At 62.4% G+C, this 21,462-nt stretch carries 24 protein-coding genes; 2 read left to right on the top strand and 22 right to left on the bottom strand.

What is annotated here, in order from left to right:
- The 9 genes from ccmI to ccmA form a co-directional block, all read right to left on the bottom strand.
- A complete protein-coding gene (gene ccmI / locus BLQ55_RS06285; RefSeq protein WP_092252970.1) occupies positions 1 to 1,203 on the bottom strand; it encodes a c-type cytochrome biogenesis protein CcmI in 1,203 nt (400 codons plus the stop codon).
- Entirely contained in the window at positions 1,196 to 1,669 is a 474-nt protein-coding gene (locus BLQ55_RS06290; RefSeq protein WP_092197749.1) for a cytochrome c-type biogenesis protein, read from the bottom strand. The genes ccmI and BLQ55_RS06290 overlap by 8 nt, the downstream gene beginning before the upstream one ends.
- Complete coding sequence (locus BLQ55_RS06295; protein WP_072408483.1) at positions 1,666 to 2,202, bottom strand: DsbE family thiol:disulfide interchange protein; 537 nt, start codon at positions 2,200 to 2,202, stop codon at positions 1,666 to 1,668. The genes BLQ55_RS06290 and BLQ55_RS06295 overlap by 4 nt, the downstream gene beginning before the upstream one ends.
- A complete protein-coding gene (locus BLQ55_RS06300; RefSeq protein ID WP_092197751.1) occupies positions 2,199 to 4,187 on the bottom strand; it encodes a heme lyase CcmF/NrfE family subunit in 1,989 nt (662 codons plus the stop codon). The genes BLQ55_RS06295 and BLQ55_RS06300 overlap by 4 nt, the downstream gene beginning before the upstream one ends.
- A gap of 3 nt (positions 4,188 to 4,190) precedes the next feature.
- Positions 4,191 to 4,646 carry a cytochrome c maturation protein CcmE gene (gene ccmE / locus BLQ55_RS06305; RefSeq protein ID WP_092197753.1) on the bottom strand — a complete coding sequence of 152 codons (456 nt, stop codon included), beginning with the start codon at positions 4,644 to 4,646 and terminating at the stop codon, positions 4,191 to 4,193.
- Complete coding sequence (gene ccmD, locus BLQ55_RS06310; RefSeq protein ID WP_003199159.1) at positions 4,643 to 4,819, bottom strand: heme exporter protein CcmD; 177 nt, start codon at positions 4,817 to 4,819, stop codon at positions 4,643 to 4,645. The genes ccmE and ccmD overlap by 4 nt, the downstream gene beginning before the upstream one ends.
- A complete protein-coding gene (locus tag BLQ55_RS06315) occupies positions 4,816 to 5,571 on the bottom strand; it encodes a heme ABC transporter permease (protein ID WP_092167464.1) in 756 nt (251 codons plus the stop codon). Before BLQ55_RS06315 ends, ccmD begins: the two co-directional genes overlap by 4 nt.
- Before the next feature lie 94 nt (positions 5,572 to 5,665).
- Positions 5,666 to 6,334 carry a heme exporter protein CcmB gene (gene ccmB / locus BLQ55_RS06320; protein ID WP_003183957.1) on the bottom strand — a complete coding sequence of 223 codons (669 nt, stop codon included), beginning with the start codon at positions 6,332 to 6,334 and terminating at the stop codon, positions 5,666 to 5,668.
- Complete coding sequence (gene ccmA, locus BLQ55_RS06325) at positions 6,331 to 6,966, bottom strand: cytochrome c biogenesis heme-transporting ATPase CcmA (RefSeq protein WP_060738625.1); 636 nt, start codon at positions 6,964 to 6,966, stop codon at positions 6,331 to 6,333. Before ccmA ends, ccmB begins: the two co-directional genes overlap by 4 nt.
- Before the next feature lie 199 nt (positions 6,967 to 7,165).
- Between ccmA and BLQ55_RS06330 the strand changes: the two genes are divergently transcribed.
- Positions 7,166 to 8,737 (top strand): flagellar hook-length control protein FliK, encoded by a 1,572-nt coding sequence (locus BLQ55_RS06330; protein WP_092252972.1) that lies wholly within the window; start codon positions 7,166 to 7,168, stop codon positions 8,735 to 8,737.
- On the top strand, positions 8,734 to 9,063 hold the full coding sequence (locus BLQ55_RS06335) for an EscU/YscU/HrcU family type III secretion system export apparatus switch protein (protein WP_060738627.1): 330 nt from the start codon (positions 8,734 to 8,736) through the stop codon (positions 9,061 to 9,063). Before BLQ55_RS06330 ends, BLQ55_RS06335 begins: the two co-directional genes overlap by 4 nt.
- Positions 9,064 to 9,203: 140 nt before the next feature.
- On the opposite strand, the gene BLQ55_RS06340 is transcribed toward BLQ55_RS06335, so the two are convergent.
- From BLQ55_RS06340 to flhF, 13 genes are all read right to left on the bottom strand, one after another.
- On the bottom strand, positions 9,204 to 9,599 hold the full coding sequence (locus BLQ55_RS06340; RefSeq protein ID WP_060738629.1) for a DUF2802 domain-containing protein: 396 nt from the start codon (positions 9,597 to 9,599) through the stop codon (positions 9,204 to 9,206).
- The gene (locus tag BLQ55_RS06345) at positions 9,600 to 10,085 is read right to left on the bottom strand and encodes a chemotaxis protein CheW (protein ID WP_003199144.1); all 486 of its coding nucleotides are present in this window, start codon (positions 10,083 to 10,085) and stop codon (positions 9,600 to 9,602) included. It lies immediately after the preceding gene.
- Between the two features lie 72 nt (positions 10,086 to 10,157).
- Positions 10,158 to 11,033 (bottom strand): CheW domain-containing protein, encoded by an 876-nt coding sequence (locus BLQ55_RS06350; RefSeq protein WP_092204557.1) that lies wholly within the window; start codon positions 11,031 to 11,033, stop codon positions 10,158 to 10,160.
- A 96-nt stretch (positions 11,034 to 11,129) separates the two neighbouring features.
- Complete coding sequence (locus tag BLQ55_RS06355; RefSeq protein ID WP_060738631.1) at positions 11,130 to 11,921, bottom strand: ParA family protein; 792 nt, start codon at positions 11,919 to 11,921, stop codon at positions 11,130 to 11,132.
- 49 nt (positions 11,922 to 11,970) lie between these two features.
- On the bottom strand, positions 11,971 to 12,855 hold the full coding sequence (motD, locus tag BLQ55_RS06360) for a flagellar motor protein MotD (protein WP_060738632.1): 885 nt from the start codon (positions 12,853 to 12,855) through the stop codon (positions 11,971 to 11,973).
- Between the two features lie 15 nt (positions 12,856 to 12,870).
- Positions 12,871 to 13,611: a flagellar motor protein gene (locus tag BLQ55_RS06365; protein WP_003199135.1), complete on the bottom strand. Its 741-nt coding sequence runs from the start codon at positions 13,609 to 13,611 to the stop codon at positions 12,871 to 12,873.
- Positions 13,611 to 14,744 carry a protein-glutamate methylesterase/protein-glutamine glutaminase gene (locus BLQ55_RS06370; RefSeq protein ID WP_092252974.1) on the bottom strand — a complete coding sequence of 378 codons (1,134 nt, stop codon included), beginning with the start codon at positions 14,742 to 14,744 and terminating at the stop codon, positions 13,611 to 13,613. Before BLQ55_RS06370 ends, BLQ55_RS06365 begins: the two co-directional genes overlap by 1 nt.
- Before the next feature lie 48 nt (positions 14,745 to 14,792).
- On the bottom strand, positions 14,793 to 17,045 hold the full coding sequence (locus BLQ55_RS06375; RefSeq protein WP_092252976.1) for a chemotaxis protein CheA: 2,253 nt from the start codon (positions 17,043 to 17,045) through the stop codon (positions 14,793 to 14,795).
- 30 nt (positions 17,046 to 17,075) lie between these two features.
- Positions 17,076 to 17,861: a protein phosphatase CheZ gene (locus BLQ55_RS06380; protein WP_060738635.1), complete on the bottom strand. Its 786-nt coding sequence runs from the start codon at positions 17,859 to 17,861 to the stop codon at positions 17,076 to 17,078.
- Between the two features lie 18 nt (positions 17,862 to 17,879).
- A complete protein-coding gene (locus BLQ55_RS06385) occupies positions 17,880 to 18,251 on the bottom strand; it encodes a chemotaxis response regulator CheY (RefSeq protein WP_003199125.1) in 372 nt (123 codons plus the stop codon).
- 166 nt (positions 18,252 to 18,417) lie between these two features.
- The gene (fliA, locus tag BLQ55_RS06390; protein WP_014337177.1) at positions 18,418 to 19,161 is read right to left on the bottom strand and encodes an RNA polymerase sigma factor FliA; all 744 of its coding nucleotides are present in this window, start codon (positions 19,159 to 19,161) and stop codon (positions 18,418 to 18,420) included.
- Positions 19,158 to 19,988 (bottom strand): flagellar synthesis regulator FleN, encoded by an 831-nt coding sequence (gene fleN, locus BLQ55_RS06395; RefSeq protein ID WP_003184001.1) that lies wholly within the window; start codon positions 19,986 to 19,988, stop codon positions 19,158 to 19,160. The genes fliA and fleN overlap by 4 nt, the downstream gene beginning before the upstream one ends.
- Before the next feature lie 115 nt (positions 19,989 to 20,103).
- Positions 20,104 to 21,453, bottom strand: a complete 1,350-nt coding sequence (gene flhF, locus BLQ55_RS06400; protein ID WP_092204554.1) for a flagellar biosynthesis GTPase FlhF — start codon at positions 21,451 to 21,453, stop codon at positions 20,104 to 20,106.
- Positions 21,454 to 21,462 lie beyond the last annotated feature (9 nt).

Raw genomic sequence — 21,462 nt, forward strand, 5'->3', positions numbered from 1 at the left:
TTATTTGTCCGGGCTGTCGATGGTCAATTGCTGCTGCGCGGTGGTGCTGCTCGCCAGGGGCTGGCTGCGGCCGATCCACTCACCCGCGGTCGGCTGACCGGCCCGGGAGATGCGCGCCATCAGTTGGACTTCGGGGAAGTTCGACAGTTTCAACTGCGGCATCATGGCGTCCGCGTCGCCCAGTTCCACCGTGACCGGCAGATCGGCCACCGTCAGGCGTTTGGCGGCCAGCGGCGCCGGTGGGCCGGAGACGGCACGGGCGAAGATGAACACGCTGTCGCCCGGCTGTACCTTGGCCTTGAGTGCCGGTGCCAGATCGACGCGGACCTTGAGCAATGCCCTGGTCTTGGCCACCGGGGCCTGGGCGACTTTGCCACCGCTGGCTTGCAGCTTCTCGGTGGCACGGGCAATGCCACCCTGCAGCGCCTCGCGGGATTTGTCGCCTTCCGGCAGTTGCGCGAGCAGACGCCCCCAGTAGTCGATCGCATCCTGATAACGCTCGCCTTCAAACGCGGCGATGCCCAACAGGCCGAGGCTGGTGACTTCCTTCGGATCGAGCTTGAGCGCTTCGTCGGTCAAGGCCTGGACTTTATCCGACCATTTCTTGCCATCGGCGAAATACTGCGCCTGAGCCCACTGGCCCAACAGTTCCGGTTGACGACCGGCGACGGTCACGGTGCGTTCGAAGATCTTCGCCGCGTCCGCCGGACGATCCTGAGCCATGTAGGTGCGCCCGAGAAAATACAGGCCCTCGGCATTATCCGGCTGCGCCGCCACCGCGCGCTCCAGGCGCAGGGTCATCTCTTCCATCGACTGCGGCGCCTGGGCGAATTCACGGGTCAGCTCGACCTTGTCACTGGCACCGAAATGCAGGTACAGCGCCAGGCCCAACACCGGCACCAGTACGGCGGCGAGCAACGGCAATGGCTTGCCCAGCCGGGATTCGCGCGGTGCGTCGGCGCCCTCGGTATCGGCGAGCAGTTCACGGGCGGCTTCGGCGCGACCGGTATCCAGTTGCGCGGCGTTGAGCACGCCCTCCTCCCGTTCAGCCTGCAATTCGGCCACGCGTTCCTGATACAGCGCCACATTGAGCGCGGTGCGGTCCTCCTCCAGTTGGGCGCGACGACCACGCAGCACAGGGATCAACAGAAAACTCAGGGCAACCAGAAGAAGCAGACCTGCGGCGAGCCAGAAATCAATCATGCTTGGTTTTATCCAACAGTTGGTCGAGGCGCTGGCGCTCTTCGACGGAAAGCGTGTCCGGGGCGGCTGTACGCTGGACCCGGCGGCGGCGCACGATCACCGCGATGACGACGAAACCGCCGAGCAACAGCCCGGCGGGGCCGAACCAGAGCAGCGCGGTCTTGGAGGACAGGGCGGGGTTGTAGCGCACGAACTCACCGTAGCGATCGACCATGAAGTCGATGATCTGCTGGTTGTCCTTGCCCTCGCCGAGCATGCGAAAGATTTCCTTGCGCAGGTCGGCGGCAATCGGGGCATTGGAGTCGGCGATGTCCTGGTTCTGGCACTTGGGGCAGCGCAGTTCCTTGGTCAGTTCGCGAAACCGCTCGCGCTCGCCGTCGTTGGCGAATTCGTAGGTGTCGATGGCGGCCCGGGCCACTCCGACCAGGCTCAAGCCGAGGATGGCGGCGGCTAACCAACGCTTCATGGCTTGGCCTCGTCCACCAGGGCTTGGTACTTGGCGGCCAGTTTCTCGCGCCAGACCTGTTCGTCGATCACGCCGACGAACTTGTCGCGGATCACACCCTTGGCATCGATGAAGAAGGTTTCCGGTGCGCCATAGACACCCAGGTTCAGGCCCAGGGAGCCGTCTTCATCACGAATGTCCAATTGATACGGGTTGTGGAATTCGGCCAGCCACTTCAAGGCGTCGGCATTGACGTCCTTGTAATTGACGCCGTAGATCACCACGCCGTTCTGGGCCAGCTTGTTCAGCACCGGGTGTTCGACCCGGCAGGAAATGCACCAGGTGCCCCACACGTTGACCAGCGCCGGCTTGCCCAGCAGGTCGGCGCGGGTCAGGGTCTTGTCACCTTGCACCGAGGGCAGGGAAAACTCCGGGAACGGCTTGCCGATCATTGCCGAGGGCAATTCACTCGGGTTCAGGTACAACCCCCTGTACAAAAACACCGCCATCAACAGGAACAGCGCCAGCGGCAACACCATCAACCAACGTTTCATGCAGTGGCTCCTGTCGCGCCCAGGGCTTCACGCACCCGGGCTTTCACCTTGACCCGATAGCGCCGATCCAGCGCCGCCAGCACCCCACCCAGGCCGGTGAGCAAGCCACCGAACCAGATCCAGCGCACGAACGGCTTGACGTGGACCCGCACCGCCCATGCGCCGTCGCCCAGGGATTCGCCCAAGGCCACATAGAGGTCGCGGGTGAAACCGGCATCGATCCCAGCCTCGGTCATGACCGAGTTCTGCACGGTGTAGAGGCGTTTTTCCGGATGCAACACAGTGACTTCCTGACCGTCGCGAATGACCCGCACGGTGCCTTTGTCGGACGTGAAGTTCGGCCCCTCGAAATGCTTGGCGCCCTCGAACACGAACTGGTAACCGCCCAGGTCCATGGACTCGCCCGGCGCCAGGCGCAGGTCGCGCTCGGCACTGTTCTGGCTGGAGAGCACCACGCCCAGGGCGCAGACGGCGATGCCCAGGTGGGCGATCTGCATGCCCCAGTAACTGCGTGTCAGGGTCGGCAGGCCTTTGATCAGGCCTTTGTGGCGGGTCTTGTCGAAGATATCCCGGACGCCGGCCAGCAACACCCAGGCCGCCAGCACGAACGTCGCCAGCACCGCCCAGTTGAAGTCGCCATAGGCCACGCCGGCCACCACGGCCAGGGCGGCCGTGCCCAGCAGCACTGGGGTCAACATGCCCAGCAGCCACTTGACCGGCGTGTCCTTCCAGCGCACCAGCACACCGATGGCCATCACCACCATCAGGATCGCCATCAGCGGAATGAACAACGCGTTGAAGTACGGCGGGCCGACCGACAGCTTGGCGCCGGACAGCGCATCGAGCACCAGCGGGTACAACGTCCCCAGCAGGATCATCGACGCGGCCACCACCAGCACCAGGTTGTTGCCCAGCAACAGGGTTTCCCGTGACCAGAGGTTGAAGCCGACCTGGCTCTTGACCACCGGCGCACGCAGGGCGAACAACGTCAGCGAACCGCCGACGACGAACAGCAGGAACATCAGGATGAACACGCCACGCTCAGGGTCCGAGGCGAAGGCATGCACCGACGTCAGCACGCCGGAACGCACCAGGAACGTTCCCAGCAGGCTCAGGGAGAACGCCGCGATGGCCAGCAGCACGGTCCAGCTCTTGAACACACCGCGCTTTTCCGTGACAGCCAGGGAGTGAATCAGCGCCGTGCCCACCAACCAGGGCATGAACGAGGCGTTTTCCACCGGGTCCCAGAACCACCAGCCGCCCCAACCGAGTTCGTAGTAGGCCCACCACGAACCGAGGGTGATGCCGATACCGAGGAAGGCCCAGGCGACGATGGTCCACGGGCGCGACCAGCGTGCCCACGCGGCATCGAGGCGACCACCGAGCAACGCGGCGATGGCGAAGGAGAAGGCCACGGAAAAACCGACGTAGCCCATGTAGAGCATCGGTGGGTGAACGATCAGGCCGATGTCCTGCAACAATGGGTTGAGGTCGCGGCCATCCATCGGCATCTGCGGCAGGATGCGCTTGAACGGGTTGGATGTGACGATCAGGAACAACAGGAAGCCGGTACTGATCATGCCCATCACCGCCAGCACCCGGGCCAGCATCACCTGGGGCAACTGCCGGGAAAACACCGAGACCGCGAAAGTCCAGCCGGCGAGGATCAACGCCCAAAGCAACAGCGAACCTTCGTGGGCGCCCCACACGGCGCTGAACTTGTAGTACCAGGGCAAGGCGCTGTTGGAGTTGCTGGCGACGTACTCCACGGAAAAGTCGTCGGCCATGAACGCATAGGTCAGGCAACCGAAGGCGAACAGCATGAAGGCGAACTGCCCCCACGCCGCCGGCTGGGCCAGGCTCATCCACAAGCGGTCGCCGCGCCAGGCGCCGAGCAAGGGCACCACGGCCTGTACCAGGGAGAAACACAGGGCCAGGATCATCGCCAGGTGGCCCAACTCGGGAATAAAGATGCCAGCAGTCATCGATCAGCCCTCCTTCACGGGAGCGGGCGCCGACTGGCCGCTGTCTTTCAAGGCCTTGGTCACTTCCGGCGGCATGTATTTTTCATCGTGCTTGGCCAGCACTTCGTCGGCCACCACCACGCCATCGGCGTTGAGCTTGCCCAGGGCGACGATGCCCTGCCCTTCGCGGAACAGGTCCGGGAGGATGCCGCGATAGGTGATGGTCACGGTCTTGTTGAAGTCGGTGACATTGAATGTCACGTCCAGTGAATCCCCGGAGCGCACCAGCGAGCCTTTTTCCACCATGCCGCCAGCACGGATGCGGGTGTCCTTGGGCGCTTCGCCACTGGCGATCTGGGTTGGGGTGTAGAACAGGTTGATGTTCTGCTGCAAGGCGCTCAGGGCCAGGCCGACCGCGGCACCGACACCCACCAGGATCGCCAGAATGATGACAAGACGTTTTTTGCGCAGCGGATTCACTGACCGTTCTCCCGGCGCAGACGACGCGCCTCTTGTTGCAGATACCGCTTGCGGGCCAGGATCGGCACCGCCACGTTGAGGGCCAGCACCACCAGGCAAATGCCATAGGCCGACCAGACATACAGGCCATGATGACCCATGGCGAGGAAATCGCCGAATGAAGCGAAACTCATCGAGCGGCCTCCAGGCTGTTCTGTACTTCGGCCTTCACCCAACTGGCCCGGGATTCGCGCTTGAGCACTTCCAGGCGCATGCGCAGCAACAGCACCGCGCCGAAGAAACAGTAGAAGCCCAGCACCGTCAGCAACAGCGGCAGCCACATTTCCACGGGCATCGCCGGCTTTTCGGTGAGGGTGAACGTCGCGCCCTGGTGCAGGGTGTTCCACCACTCCACCGAGTACTTGATGATCGGGATGTTGATCACGCCGACAATCGCCAGCACCGCGCAAGCCTTGGCGGCACTGTCACGATTGCTGATGGCGTTGCCCAGCGCAATAAGACCGAAGTACAGGAACAGCAGGATCAGCATGGACGTCAGTCGGGCATCCCAGACCCACCAGGAACCCCAGGTCGGCTTGCCCCAGATGGCCCCGGTGACCAGCGCCACCGCGGTCATCCAGGCGCCGATGGGCGCGGCGCATTGCAGGGCCACGTCGGCCAGCTTCATCTTCCACACCAGCCCGACCACACCACACACGGCCAGCATCACGTAGATGGACTGGGCCAGCATCGCGGTGGGAACGTGGATGTAGATGATGCGGAAGCTGTTGCCCTGCTGGTAATCCGGCGGGGCGAAGGCCAGGCCCCAGACGACGCCGGAGCCGATCAGCAGCAGAGCGAAGAGGCTCAACCAGGGCAGCATCTTGCCGCTGATGCCGTAGAACCACTTGGGTGAGCCGAGCTTATGAAACCAGGTCCAGTTCATTGCTGTTTCCATCACGGTTGCGGCTCGTCATCACGAGCTGCCAGGTCTGCCTTAACTTCCGCAGAAGTGGTCAATGCTTGACCAGGCCTCATTATTATTCGCCGACGCTGATCTTCAGGCCAGCGGCTATTGCAAAGGGTGTAAGGGTTATCGCCAGGGCGGTCAGGCTCCCAAGCCACAGCAGATAACCGGTCGCGGGCATGCCCTGCAACGCGGCTTGCAAAGCACCACTGCCCAGGATCAGCACCGGGATATACAAGGGCAGGATCAGCAGCGCCAGCAACAGGCCACCGCGCTTCAACCCCACCGTCAACGCCGCGCCTACCGCACCGAGCAGGCTCAATACCGGCGTGCCCAGCAGGAGCGACACCAGCAGCACCGGCATGCACGCGGCGGGCAAACCCAGCATCATCGCCAACAGCGGCGAAAGCAGCACCAGCGCCAGCCCGGAAAAAACCCAGTGTGCCAGTACCTTGGCCAAAACCAGAAGGGCCAGGGGGTGCGACGAAAGGACCCACTGTTCCAGGGAACCGTCTTCGAAATCACTGCGGAAAAGCCCGTCCAGCGAGAGCAGGACCGATAAAAGCGCGGCCACCCAGACCAGTCCCGGAGACAAGGTTTGCAACAATTGAGTCTCCGGACCGACCGCCAGCGGGAACAGCGCGATGACGATGGCAAAGAACACCAACGGATTGGCCAATTCGGCCGGACGACGAAAAAGCAGGCGCGCCTCGCGGGCCAGTAACAGGCCAAACACACTCATACGGCCCAGTTCCCAAGATCGATGTTGCGATAGCCGGACGGCATCCGCGCCAGCGTGTGGTGGGTGGTCAACAGCACCATGCCGCCGTTTTCGCAATGCCGTGCCAGGTGTTCCTCGAGCTGCGCGACGCCCTGCTTGTCCAGGGCAGTGAACGGCTCGTCGAGGATCCACAGCGGTGGACCGTCCAGGTACAACCGGGCCAGGGCCACCCGGCGCTGCTGGCCAGCAGACAGGGTGTGGCTCGGTACATCCTCGAAGCCGCGCAGCCCGACCGCCGCCAACGCCTGCCAGATCGCCTCGCGGCCGGCCGGCGTGTGCAGAGCGCAGAGCCAGCTGAGGTTTTCTTCGGGGGTCAGTAAGTCCTTGATGCCGGCGGCATGGCCGATCCAGAGCAGGTTACGGGCCAGCTCGCTGCGCTGGCTGTGCAAAGGCTGGCCATTGAGCAACACTTGGCCCGCGGTGGGCTGCATCAATCCGGCGAGCAGGCGCAACAGGCTGGTCTTGCCACTACCGTTGGGGCCACTGATCTGCACCATATCGCCCGGCGAGAGTCTCAATTCGAGATTTTCGAAAAGCAGCCGCAAGTCTCGCTCACAGGCGAGGCCAACGGTTTGCAGGAGAGGACTGGTCAAGGGATCGCGGGCCTTATACGGTTCAAGTCGGCGGTGCAGCGGCCGTTAAAGAGGTGCAGCATAGATGCTTTGACGGCCTGTTCCACAGAGCTGCGTCAAACAATTGCAAGGTTTTCGCCACTCCCTGAAAGACGGGCGGCATTATACATGTGATGCCCTACTCTCAAGAGGGCTTATTTTCCCCAGGGTAAGACCGCAGATGACAGGCGACATCAACATCCTGCCGCTGCCCCAGGCCACGGCAACGACGCGTATGCCAGCGGTGACGGGCGAGTTGCTCAAATTGCTGGCACCGGCCGAAGGGCTGATCGGCCCCGGCCAGACCGCCCAGGCCGAAGTGCTGTCGCTCAAGCAGGCCGACCAGACTTTCCAGCTGTTGCTCAAGGTCACCCTGGAGAGCGGCCGCCAGACTACCGTGCAAGCCACCAGCACCCAGCCATTACCCCAGGGCACCAGCCTGGCCGTGACCCAACCGTCCCCCAGCAACCTGACGATTGCCGTGCAGCAGGCCGTTGCCTCCAGCGTCGCCACCTTGACGCGCATCGACACGGCGCAGATGCCGGTCGGCACGCTGCTGCAAGGCAAGGTGCTGACCAGCCAGGCATTGCCGTCATTGCCTGGGCAGCCAGCGGTCTACCGGTCATTGGTGAGCCTGCTCAACACCGCCCAGGCCGGCAGTACCCTGGACATCGACAGCCCCCGACCGCTGCGCATCGGCACGCTCTTGAGCGCCCAGGTGCAAGATGCCCAGACACTGAAATTCGTTCCCCTGAGCAACCGCCAGGAGCAACTGGCGGTGAGCCAGCAACTGCTCACCCAAGTGAGCCGCCAGGGCTCGCTGGACAGCCTGATCACTGCCCTGCAAAACCTGCCGGTCACCGACGACACCGGCACCGAGCTGCGCGCCGCGGCGACTCGCTTGCTGGCCGGGCTGCCGGATGTCCAGCAACTGAGCACGCCCAGGGGCTTGGCCCAGGCCATGGTCGCCAGCGGGGTGTTCCTGGAAAGCAAACTGCTCGCCGGCCAGCCACCGAGCCTGGCGCCGGACATGAAAGGCGACCTGCTGAAACTGATCGCCCAACTGACACCGGCCCTGCCTGCCTCCACCAACCTCAGCGCCATCATTGCCGCCAATACGCTGGCCCAGGTCCTGCCGAGTTTCGTGCGCAGCGCCCTGGGGATGCTCGGCCAGGTCAGCGCCAAGCCGCAACCCACCAGTTTTCCGCTGCCCTCGCGCCAGTTGAAAGACCAGGACGAAGGCGGCGATCTGGAGCATCTGCTGCGTCTGGCCGCCGCTGCCGTGTCGCGCCTGCAAAGCCATCAGTTGTCGAGCCTGGAACAAACCGGCCTGACCGACGACGGTCGCTTGATGAGCACCTGGCAGTTGGAGATCCCGATGCGCAACCTGCAGGACATCGTGCCGTTGCAGGTCAAGTTCCAGCGCGAGGAAACCCCGCCCCGGGAACAGCCAGAGGAACGCCGGGAAGAACGCGAGCCGAAACAGCAGCTCTGGCGGGTCGAACTGGCATTCGACATGGAGCCGCTCGGTCCGCTGCAGATTCAAGCCCAGTTGCTCAGCGGCAGCCTGTCCAGCCAATTGTGGGCCGAACGGCCGTACACCGCGAGCCTGATCGAAAGCAACCTGACAGCCCTGCGTGAACGCCTGGTGACCTGTGGCCTGAACGTCGGCGACCTGGACTGTCACCTTGGCACTCCGCCCCAAGGCCCCAAGACTCGCCTGGAACAACGCTGGGTGGACGAAACCGCATGACAACCCACACCGAACCCCGCCAGGCCATCGCCCTCAAATACGACGGCCACCACGCCCCGACCCTCACCGCCAAGGGCGACGAAGCCCTGGCCGAGGAAATCCTGCGCATCGCCCGGGACAGTGAAGTACCGATCTATGAAAATGCCGAGCTGGTGAAGCTGCTGGCACGGATGGAGTTGGGGGACAGCATCCCGGAAGAGCTGTACCGCACGATTGCCGAGATCATCGCGTTCGCCTGGAACCTCAAGGGCAAGTTCCCCCAAGGCCATGACCCGAATGCGCCGAGTGTCGAAAAGGACGTGACCGACCGCGGCGACGATTACTGATCACAGCCACAAGAACGCCAGAAAAACCTGTGGGAGCCGAGCTTGCTCGCGATGACGGGCGCACATCCGACATCGCTGTCGACGGTCACACCGCTATCGCGAGCAAGCTCGCTCCCACATGAATGCTGCGAAGAAAGCGATCAGCCGCCTCGGTGCAGCTTGCTCATCAACTCCGCCTCGGCTTGGGTCAGGCCGCAGGCTTGGGTCAGTTCGTCGACGCTGGCGCCCATGCCCACCAGGCGGGCGGCCTGGGCGAAGGACAGGCTGGAGGGGTCACGTTGTTCCAACTGGGCGAGTTTGTCCGGCAACGGCGCAACCACGGCACGCAGCTCATGGAGCGCTTCGCCCATGCGCACAGTGCCGTTCTGGTAATCGTCGACGCGCTTGGCCAGGTCCTTGATGCGCTGGTCGCGCAGCGCATCGCCCTGGGCCTGCTGAGCGGCAATCTGCCGCTGGCCACGTATGTATGCCAAGAACATCGCCAGCGTACCTGCCCAGAAAAGGAACAGGACAATGACTGCTACCTCAAGAATCAATCAGATACTCTCCAGTTCCGACCACTCTTCTTCGCTCATCATCTTGTCCAGTTCAACCAGAATCAGCAACTCGTTATTCTTGTTGCACACGCCTTGAATGAACTTGGCGGACTCTTCGTTACCCACGTTAGGCGCCGTCTCGATTTCCGACTGGCGCAAGTAAACCACTTCGGCGACGCTGTCGACCATGATGCCAACCACTTGCTTGTCGGCTTCGATGATGACAATCCGGGTGTTGTCGCTGATCTCGGCGTTCATCAGGCCGAAGCGCTGACGGGTATCGATCACAGTGACCACGTTGCCACGCAGGTTGATGATGCCCAGCACATAGCTGGGTGCACCCGGTACCGGGGCGATCTCGGTATAGCGCAGCACTTCCTGAACGCGCATCACGTTGATGCCGTAGGTTTCGTTATCGAGCTTGAAGGTCACCCATTGCAGAATCGGATCTTCAGAACCCTTTTGAGACGACGCCTTATCATTCATACCTTGACCCCTCGAAAAACCGCCTGTGGCGGCGTGTATTCTGTCCGGCGACGCTGTGCGCCACCGGTTGTCTTATTTCGGTTTCTGGACCGGCTTCTTGCTGCCGCCCAGGTGTTTTGCCCCGCCGCTGGCGATCAACTCCGCCAGTTCGGCAACGTCCAGCAAGGCGCACATGTGCTCGATCACCGTACCGGCCAGCCATGGCCGTTGCCCTCGATGGCTGCGCCACTTGATCTCGTTCGGATCCAGGCGCAGCGAACGGCTGACCTGGTGCACCGCCAATCCCCACTCATAACCTTGCACCGAAATCACGTATTGCAGGCCCTGGCGAAAATCATCGCGATAACGGTCCGGCATCACCCAGCGTGCCGTATCCAGTACCTTCAGGTTGCCCGCCTGGCTCGGCAGGATCCCGAGGAACCATTCCGGCTGGCCGAACAACGGCGTCAGTTCCTGCCCGGCCAGGGAGTAAATCGATCCCAGGCAGACCAGCGGCACCGCCAGGGTCAACCCGGCCACATCGAACAACAAACATTCGAACGGCTCGGCGGCCCAGGCCGGACGGTCGTCGCCCGGCACCGGTGGCGGTGGGTTGCTCGGCGGCAAGTGGACTTCCACCACCGGCGTCACCAGCCCCTGCAGCAACGGGGCAACGGTCGAGACCGGCGCCAGGATCGGAGCAGGTGCCTCCATTACCGCCAGTTGTGGCTTGATGAACGGCGCTTCGACCGCTGCGGCCACCACTGATTTCTGTGCGTCACGGGCCTGCTCTTCGAGCACGGCCGCTTTAAATTCATCCAGCACACCCTCGGCTTCGACGTGTTCGGGCAACGCCTCGATCACGCTTGGCGGCGGTGGCAGTTCTTCGGTCGCTTCCTGCAACAGCCCATCCAGATAGGACTGCAGGGCCATTTGCGGACGCGAGGTTGTCTTTACTGGGCGGTTCATGGGAACAGTGCGCCACTTGAAGAGGTTATCGGCATGAATGTGGCAGGACTTGAGCGTTCGCAAGCGAACACACTGGCAGTGGAAAGCCTCGTCACCTTAAGCCACCTGCTGCGGAACAAGCTGTTGGGCCAGCAGATGCTTGAGCAGCGCTCGGTAAGCCAACACGCCACGACTCTTGCCATCGAATTGCGATGGGGTCACACCGGCGCGGCTGGCATCCCGCAGGCGGGTGTCGACGGGGATATAGCCCTGCCAGATGTCATCCGGGTACTTGTCCCGCAACACCCTCAGAGTCCCCAGGGACGCCTGGGTGCGACGGTCGAACAGCGTCGGCACGATGTTGAAGGCCAGCGTCTGTTTGCGCGAGCGGTTGACCATTGCCAGTGTATTGACCATGCGCTCCAGCCCCTTGACGGCCAAATGTTCGGTCTGCACGGGGATCACCAATTGCTGACTGGCGGCCAGGGCATTGACCATCAGCAACCCCAGCAACGGCGGGCTGTCGATGATCGCGTAATCGAAATCCTGCCACAGCTGCGCCAGACTCTTGGCGATCACCAGCCCCAGGCCGCTCTGCCCGGGCGATTGTCGCTCCAGGGTGGCCAGGGCGGTGCTCGACGGCAACAGGGAAATCCGCTCGTCGCTGGTGGACAACAGCAATTGCCCCGGCAAGCCTTCGGGCACGACGCCCTTGTGCAGGAACAGGTCGAAGTTGCTGTGCTCAAGGCTATCGGGATCGTAGCCGAAATAGCTGGTCATCGAGCCATGGGGGTCCAGATCGACGATGACCACGCGCTTGCCCGCCTCGGCCAGCAACCCGGCTAAAGCGATGGAAGATGTGGTCTTGCCCACACCACCTTTTTGATTGGCGACTGCCCAGACTCTCATTCGGATCGTTCCTCCCGGCCGAAACAGGCTCGACCGAGAAATAGCTCGGTTATAAAGCGGGTGACGGAGAATTGACGGCACTCTGTCTTCCCGGCGACTTGACCGGAGCCGGTGCAGTTTGTGTGCCAGCCCGCTTCAATGCCGCATCCGGGGTTGCATTGGCCGTACCGGTACCGGTCAGGCTACGACGTACATCGAGGTTACGCGACACCACCAGCACCACCCGCCGGTTGCGCGCACGCCCCTCGGCCGTGGCGTTGTTGGCCACCGGCTGGAACTCACCGTAGCCCACCGAGGCCAGGCGACCGGGGTTAACGCCCTGCATCGCCAGCATGCGCACGATGCTCGCCGAACGGGCCGAGGACAGTTCCCAGTTGGTCGGGTATTGCGCGGTACGGATCGGCTGGTCGTCCGTGAAGCCTTCGACATGGATCGGGTTGTCGAAAGGCTTGAGGATCGCCGCGACCTTATCGATGATGTTGAACGCCATGTCGCTGGGCATGGCGTCGCCGCTGCCGAACAACAGGCTGGAATTGAGTTCGATCTCGACCCACAGCTCATTGCCGCGCACGGTCATCTGGTTGGAGCTGATCAGGTCACCGAACGCCGCACTGATGTCGTCGGCGATGCTTTTCAACGGATCGCTACTGCCGGCGATACCGGCATCGACCTGCTCGCTGTCCTTGACCAAGGGTTTGGCCGGGGTGGTGGTCTTGGGCCGCTCTTCACCGATGGGAATCGGCTTGAGGGCGCGGTCGGAGTCGGTAAAGACCCCGATCAACGCCTCGGAAATGACTTTGTATTTGCCTTCGTTGACCGACGAAATCGAATACATGACCACGAAAAAAGCGAACAGCAACGTGATGAAGTCAGCATAGGAAACCAGCCAGCGTTCATGATTGACGTGTTCTTCACGATGCCTGCGACGTGCCATTTCCCATGCCTCCCATCAGTCCATGAAACCCTGGAGCTTCAACTCAATGGAACGCGGATTTTCACCTTCGGCGATCGACAGGATCCCTTCCAGCAGCATTTCGCGATAACGCGACTGGCGCAACGCGATGGACTTGAGTTTGGCCGCGATGGGCAGCAGCACCAGGTTGGCACTGGCCACGCCGTAGATCGTGGCGACGAACGCCACGGCGATACCACTGCCCAGCTGCGATGGATCGGCCAGGTTGCCCATCACATGGATCAGGCCCATCACCGCACCAATGATGCCAATGGTCGGCGCGTAGCCGCCCATGCTTTCGAATACTTTGGCCGCTTCGATGTCACGGCTTTCCTGGGTGTAGAAATCCACCTCCAGGATGCTGCGGATGGCTTCCGGCTCGGCGCCGTCCACCAGCAATTGCAGGCCTTTGCGTGAGTAGCTGTCGGGTTCGGCATCGGCCACCCCCTCCAGGCCCAGCAGGCCTTCCTTGCGAGCGGTCAGGCTCCAGTTCACCACGCGGTCGATGCCACCGGCCAGGTCGACACGGGGCGGAAACAGAATCCAGATCAGTACCTGCATGGCCCGCTTGAAAGCACTCATGGGCGACTGCAACAGCGCCGCGCCAATGGTGCCACCCAGCACGATCAACGCCGCCGGGCCGTTGGCCAAAGCGCCCAGATGACCGCCTTCCAGATAATTGCCGCCAATGATGGCGACGAACGCCATGATGATGCCAATCAGGCTGAGCACATCCATTACAGGCAGGCCTCGACCAGGTGTCTACCGATGTCGTCCAACCCGTACACCGCGTCGGCAAGATCGGCTTTGACGATGGCCATCGGCATGCCGTAGATCACGCAGCTGGCTTCGTCCTGGGCCCAGATCGCACTGCCGCCCTGCTTGAGCAGCCGTGCGCCTTCGCGACCGTCGGCGCCCATGCCGGTGAGCACCACCGCCAGAACTTTGTCACCGTAGGACTTGGCCGCGGAACCGAAGGTAATATCCACGCAAGGCTTGTAGTTCAGGCGCTCATCGCCCGGCAGGATCTTCACCGCACCGCGGCCGTCGATCATCATCTGTTTGCCACCCGGCGCCAGCAATGCCAGGCCCGGACGCAAGATGTCACCATCCTCGGCTTCCTTGACGTTGATGTTGCACAGCTTGTCCAGACGCTCGGCAAACGCTTTGGTGAACGCCGCCGGCATGTGCTGGATCAGCACGATGGGCGCCGGGAAGTTGGCCGGCAACTGGGTCAGGACCCGTTGCAGCGCCACCGGGCCGCCCGTGGACGTACCGATCGCCACCAGTTTGTAGGCTTTGCGCTTGGGTGCCGGCGACGTTGCACTGGCAGGTGCCGAACGCGTCGGCGCAGGTGCCGGGGCGCTGCGTACCGGGGCCGGATTGAAGCTGCTCGATGCCGTCGGCGATGGCGCGGGGCTTGGCGCCGCAACCGGGGCTGGCGCCGGTGTGCTGTAGGCACCGACACGACGATTGCTGCGGGAAATGCTGTGGACCTTTTCGCACAGCAACTGCCGGACCTTGTCGGGGTTGCGCGAAATGTCTTCGAAATTCTTCGGCAGGAAATCCACCGCCCCGGCGTCCAGCGCATCGAGGGTTACCCGGGCGCCTTCGTGAGTCAGGGACGAGAACATCAAGACCGGGGTCGGGCAGCGCTGCATGATATGCCGCACGGCCGTGATGCCGTCCATCATCGGCATCTCGTAGTCCATGGTAATCACGTCCGGCTTGAGTGCCAGGGCCTGATCGATCGCCTCTTTGCCATTAGTCGCGGTACCGACGACCTGAATACTCGTGTCCGCCGAAAGAATTTCCGAGACGCGGCGACGGAAAAACCCCGAATCGTCCACCACCAGGACTTTAACTACCATAAACACTCCGTTAGACGAGGCGCGGCCCTGGGCCGCCCCCCTCCAGAATCAAATACGCCGGGCGGCGTAACGCTTGAGCATGCTTGGCACATCGAGAATCAACGCGATGCGGCCGTCGCCGGTGATGGTGGCGCCGGACATGCCCGGGGTGCCCTGTAGCATCTTGCCCAACGGCTTGATGACCACTTCTTCCTGGCCCACCAACTGGTCGACGACGAAGCCGATCCGCTGGGTGCCCACCGAAAGGATCACCACATGGCCCTCGCCCTGCTCCACATGAGCCGCGGAACTGACCAGCCAGCGCTTGAGGTAGAACAGCGGCAATGCCTTGTCCCGTACGATCACCACTTCCTGGCCGTCGACCACGTTGGTGCGCGACAGGTCGAGGTGGAAGATCTCGTTGACGTTGACCAGCGGGAAGGCGAAGGCCTGGTTGCCCAGCATCACCATCAGGGTCGGCATGATCGCCAAGGTCAACGGGACCTTGATGACGATCTTCGAGCCCTGGCCCTTGGTCGAGTAGATGTTGATCGAACCGTTGAGCTGGGAAATCTTGGTTTTCACCACGTCCATGCCCACGCCACGGCCCGACACGTCGGAAATCTCGGTCTTGGTCGAGAAACCCGGGGCGAAGATCAGGTTGTAGCACTCGGTGTCGCTCAGGCGGTCGGCGGCATCCTTGTCCATTACACCGCGTTTCACCGCGATGGAACGCAGCACGTTCGGGTCCATGCCTTTGCCGTCGTCGGAGATCGACAGCAGGATATGGTCGCCTTCCTGCTCGGCGGCCAGGATCACCTTGCCGCTGCGGACCTTGCCCGAGGCTTCGCGTTCTTCCGGCGACTCGATGCCGTGGTCGACCGCGTTGCGCACCAAGTGGACCAGCGGGTCGGCCAGGGCCTCGACAAGGTTCTTGTCGAGGTCGGTCTCTTCACCCACCAGTTCCAGGTTGATTTCTTTCTTGAGCTGGCGAGCCAGGTCACGAACCAGGCGCGGGAAGCGCCCGAAGACTTTCTTGATCGGCTGCATCCGGGTCTTCATGACCGCGGTCTGCAAATCGGCCGTGACCACGTCGAGGTTCGACACGGCCTTGGACATGGCTTCGTCCTGGCTGTTGAGGCCCAGGCGCACCAGACGGTTACGCACCAGCACCAGTTCGCCGACCATGTTCATGATCTCGTCCAGGCGTGCGGTGTCGACCCGAACGGTGGTCTCGGCTTCGCTGGCCGGTTTTTCCGCTGGCGCAGCCGCCGGAGCACGGGCTGGCGCCGCGGCGGCAGCGGCAGGCTTGGCGGGCTCGGCCTTGGGTTCCGGTGCCTTGGCGGCGGGTTTGGGTGCAGCAGCCTTGGCCGCCGGTGCCGCCGCGGTGGCGGCAGGCGCGGCAGACGCCGTACCGACTTCGCTGAACTTGCCCTTGCCGTGCAGCTCATCGAGCAGCGATTCGAATTCGTGGTCGCTGATCAGATCGCTGCCAGCGGCAGCGGCGGTAGGCTTGGCCGGGGTCGGCGTCGAAGCGATGGCCGAATCCAGCGCGTCAACGGCAAAGGTGCCCTTGCCATGCAACTGGTCGAGCAGCGCTTCGAATTCGTCGTCGGTGATGTCGGAGCTGTCGCCCGCCGCTTTCGGGGCGGCCGGGGCCGTCGGCGGGACGACCGCATCCGGCGCGAACTGGCCTTTGCCGTGAAGCTGGTCGAGCAGCGACTCGAACTCGGCATCGGTGATTTCATCGCTGCCAGCCCCGGCGGCTTGCGCAGCAGGAGCGACCTGAGCGGCCGGCGCCTCGGCCTGGGCCTTGACAGTATTCAGGGAGTCCAGCAGTTGTTCGAATTCGTTATCGGTGATGTCTTCCGATTCTTCGGCGACCGGCTCCTCAACCACCGCTTCGGCAACCGGTGCCGCTTCGTCAGCCGATTGCGGCTCGGCCAGGCGTGCCAGCGCGGCGAGCAACTCGGGGGTGGCAGGGGTGATCGGCGAGCGCTCGCGCACTTCGCTGAACATGCTGTTGACCGCATCCAGCGCTTCGAGCACCACGTCCATCAATTCCGAGTCAACGCGACGCTCACCCTTGCGCAGGATGTCGAACACGTTCTCGGCAATGTGACAGCACTCCACCAGCTCGTTGAGCTGGAGGAAGCCGGCGCCTCCTTTTACAGTGTGGAAACCGCGAAAAATTGCATTGAGCAGATCCGCATCATCAGGTCGGCTTTCCAGCTCGACCAGCTGTTCGGATAGTTGCTCTAGAATCTCGCCGGCCTCAACCAGGAAATCCTGAAGGATCTCTTCATCGGCGCCGAAGCTCATTAATGGCTGCTCCTAAAACAGGGCTAAAACTCAGAATCCAAGGCTGGACAGCAAATCGTCCACATCGTCCTGACCGGACATAACGTCTTCTCTTTTATCGGCATGAATTTGCGGACCTTCACCCTGAGAGAGATGTTTTTGTGGATCTTTTTCAGCAAGCATCGCTTCACGGTCGTGTTCGATGCCTGCAAAGCGGTCGACCTGGCTAGCCATCAACACCAGTTTGAGCAGGTTGCTTTCCACTTCGGTGACCAACTGGGTCACACGCTTGATCACCTGGCCGGTCAGGTCTTGATAGTCCTGGGCCAGCAGAATGTCGTTGAGGTTGCTTGCCACGGCGCGGTTCTCGGTGCTGCTGCGCGTCAGGAAACCGTCGACCCGTCGGGCCAGCTCCCGAAACTCTTCAGCACCGACTTCACGACGCATGAACCGGCCCCAGTCGGTGCTCAAGGCCTGGGCTTCTTCGCTCAGGCCATTGACCAGCGGCGTTGCGCTTTCCACCAGGTCCATGGTGCGGTTGGCCGCGGCTTCGGTCAGCTTGACCACATACCCCAGGCGCTCGGTGGCGTCGGTGATCTGCGAGACTTCCTCGGCCTGCGGCATGTGCGGGTCGATCTGGAAATTGACAATCGCACTGTGCAGTTCACGCGTGAGCTTGCCCACTTCCTGATACAGACCGCGGTCACGGGTCTGGTTGAGCTCATGGATCATTTGAACCGCATCGCCAAAGCGACCTTTTTCAAGGCTGTCGACCAGTTCGCGGGCATGTTTTTTCAGGGTCGATTCGAAATCGCCCATTGAAGATTCGTTGTCCATAGCTCCCCCGTGGCGCCGTTAACCGATGCGTTCGAAGATTTTTTCGATCTTCTCTTTCAACGCCTGGGCCGTGAAGGGTTTGACCACATAGCCGTTCACACCGGCCTGGGCCGCTTCGATGATCTGCTCGCGCTTGGCTTCGGCAGTGACCATCAACACCGGAAGGTGCTTGAGTTTTTCGTCGGCACGCACCTGGCGCAGCAGGTCGATACCGGTCATGCCCGGCATGTTCCAGTCGGTGACCAGAAAATCGAAGTTGCCACTGTGCAACATCGGGAGCGCAGTGGTCCCGTCATCTGCTTCGGCCGTGTTGGTGAACCCAAGGTCACGCAACAGGTTTTTAATGATCCGCCGCATCGTTGAGAAGTCATCAACGATGAGGATTTTCATGTTCTTGTCCAATTCGACCTCCAAGCAGTCTTAAACGCGCCCAGCACCTGGACGCGCCATTTCAATCAATCCGGCACAACACTCGACAACGGTCTGGAGCACAACGGATGGAGACTGGCGCAGCACTCGCCAGGCCAGCCTCGTCGCAGTGTCCCCACACTGCCTGTCAACGCGCTCGCCACTCCCCCAAACGCCCCCGCAAACGGGCCGCGCACTGGCTGTGTAACTGGCTGACCCGCGATTCGCTGACCCCCAGGACCTCACCGATTTCCTTGAGGTTCAGCTCTTCGTCGTAGTACAGCGCCAAGACCAGCCGCTCACGCTCCGGCAAATTGGCAATCGCATCCGCCAGCGCACTCTGGAAACGTTCATCTTCCAGGTCACGCGACGGCTCCATGTGAGCGCTCGCGTTATCCTCGTGCAGCCCTTCGTGTTCGCCGTCCTGCAAGAGGTCGTCGAAACTGAACAGGCGGCTGCCCAAGGTATCGTTCAAGATCCCGTAATAATCGTCGAGACTCAACTGGAGTTCGGCCGCAACTTCGTGATCTTTAGCGTCACGCCCGGTTTTCGCTTCAATTGCCCGAATTGCGTCACTGACCATGCGGGTATTGCGGTGCACCGAACGCGGCGCCCAATCGCCCTTGCGGACTTCATCGAGCATCGCCCCGCGGATGCGAATACCGGCATAGGTCTCGAAACTGGCGCCTTTGCTGGCGTCGTATTTGTTCGACACTTCAAGCAGGCCGATCATGCCGGCCTGGATCAAGTCCTCGACCTGGACACTGGCCGGCAACCGCGCCAGCAAGTGGTAGGCAATACGCTTGACCAGTGGCGCATAACGCTCGATCAATTCGTATTGGGCGTCCCGTGCCGATTTTTTATAGAGATGGTTGTAACCGCTGGCTGTCATAGCACGGGCCCTGCTGTTTGTTGCACAAGACGCTCGACGAAAAATTCCAGATGCCCGCGGGGGTTGGCCGGCAGTGGCCAGGTATCGACCTTCTGGGCGATCGCCTTGAACGCCAGCGCGCATTTGGAACGTGGAAAAGCTTCATAAACGGCACGTTGCTTCTGGACGGCCTTGCGTACGCTTTCGTCGTACGGCACGGCGCCGACGTATTGTAGGGCGACGTCCAGGAAGCGATCGGTGACCTTGGTCAACTTGGCGAACAGGTTGCGCCCTTCCTGCGGGCTCTGGGCCATGTTGGCCAGGACGCGGAAGCGGTTCATGCCATAGTCGCGGTTCAGCAGTTTGATCAGGGCGTAGGCGTCGGTGATGGACGTCGGTTCGTCGCAGACCACCAGCAGCACTTCCTGGGCGGCGCGGACGAAACTGACGACCGAGTCGCCGATGCCGGCCGCGGTGTCGATCACCAGCACATCGAGGTTGTCGCCGATGTCGCTGAAAGCCTGGATCAGGCCCGCGTGCTGGGCCGGGGTCAGGTGAACCATGCTCTGGGTGCCGGAGGCAGCCGGCACGATGCGAATCCCGCCCGGCCCCTGCAACAGCACGTCGCGCAGTTCGCAACGGCCCTCGATCACGTCCGCCAGGGTGCGTTTGGGGGTGAGCCCCAGCAGCACGTCGACGTTCGCCAGGCCCAGGTCGGCGTCCAGCAGCATGACCCGTCGGCCAAGCTCTGCCAGAGCCAGGGACAAGTTCACTGACACGTTAGTCTTCCCGACGCCACCTTTGCCGCCGGTCACCGCGATCACCTGTACGGGATGCATGCTGCCCATGTTCGTTCTTTACCTTGTCTTCTTAGACGGAGGCCACATTACTGGCTGCGCGTTCGCATAAGGAACAATGCATGGCAGACCATCGATGTAGGTACAAAAAATATTCATGATTACCTCAGCCGACCTGCTTGGTCGGGCTGTGGTAGATGTCAGCGAACATGTCAGCCATGGCTTCTTCGCTGGGTTCTTCCTGCATTTGCACACTCACGGCACGACTGACCAGTTGATGACGACGCGGCAGATGCAAATCATCCGGGATCCGCGGCCCATCGGTCAGGTAGGCCACCGGCAGTTCATGACCGATCGCCAGGCTCAACACCTCGCCCAGGCTTGCCGTTTCGTCCAGCTTGGTCAGGATGCAGCCAGCCAGTCCGCAGCGCTTGTAGCTGTGGTATGCGGCGGTTAGAACCTGTTTCTGGCTGGTGGTTGCCAACACGAGATAATTTTTTGACTTGATACCGCGTCCGGCCAGGCTTTCGAGCTGCATGCGCAGGGCCGGATCGCTGGCTTGCAGGCCCGCGGTATCGATCAGCACGACGCGCTTGCGCAGCAGCGGCTCCAGCGCCTGGGCCAGGGATTGGCCCGGATCCACATGGGTCACCGACACATTGAGGATCCGGCCCAGGGTCTTGAGTTGTTCCTGGGCACCGATGCGGAAACTGTCCATGCTCACCAGGGCGATGCTCTGGGCGCCGTATTTGAGTACGTAGCGGGCGGCGAGCTTGGCCAGGGTGGTGGTCTTGCCCATGCCGGCAGGACCGACCATGGCAATCACCCCGCCCTCCTCCAGCGGCTCGACTTCCGGCGTGGCGATCATCCGTGCCAGGTGCGCCAGCAACATGCGCCAGGCCTGGCGAGGCTCTTCGATACCATTGATCAGCGCCAGCAGGTCCCGGGACAGCGGCCCGGACAAGCCGATGCGTTGCAGGCGACGCCACAGGTTGGCCTGGGCCGGACGGCTGCCTTGCAGTTGGTTCCAGGCCAGGGAGCCGAGTTGGACTTCCATCAGCTCGCGCAGGCTGTTGAGTTCGAAGCGCATCGAGTCCAGGGCGCGCGGGTCGAGCCCACGGGCAGGCGCGGCGGGTGCCGGCTCCGGACGACGCGGTTGGGCCTGGGCCTGCTCGATCAGCGGCTCGGCAGCGGTCAACGGCAGGCCGGCGGTCAGCGGCTGACCGGCGAACAATTGACGATTGGTGCCCGGGGCACCCTCGCCTTCGCTGCTGCGCAGGCTCAGTTCGGCCTGGGCGCTGGCGATGCGCGATTGGGTCTTGCGCAGCTCGTCTTCGAGTTCCATGTTCGGAACCCGCGGGGCCAGCGCAGACAGTTTGTAATCCAGGGCCGCCGTCAGCTCGACACCGCCGGCGATACGACGGTTGCCAATGATGGCTGCTTCAGCGCCCAGCTCGTCACGAACCAGTTTCATGGCCTGACGCATGTCGGCGGCGAAAAAACGCTTCACTTGCATAAACCACTA

This window comes from Pseudomonas sp. NFACC13-1, assembly GCF_900104425.1.
Lineage (GTDB): Bacteria > Pseudomonadota > Gammaproteobacteria > Pseudomonadales > Pseudomonadaceae > Aquipseudomonas > Aquipseudomonas fluorescens_AA.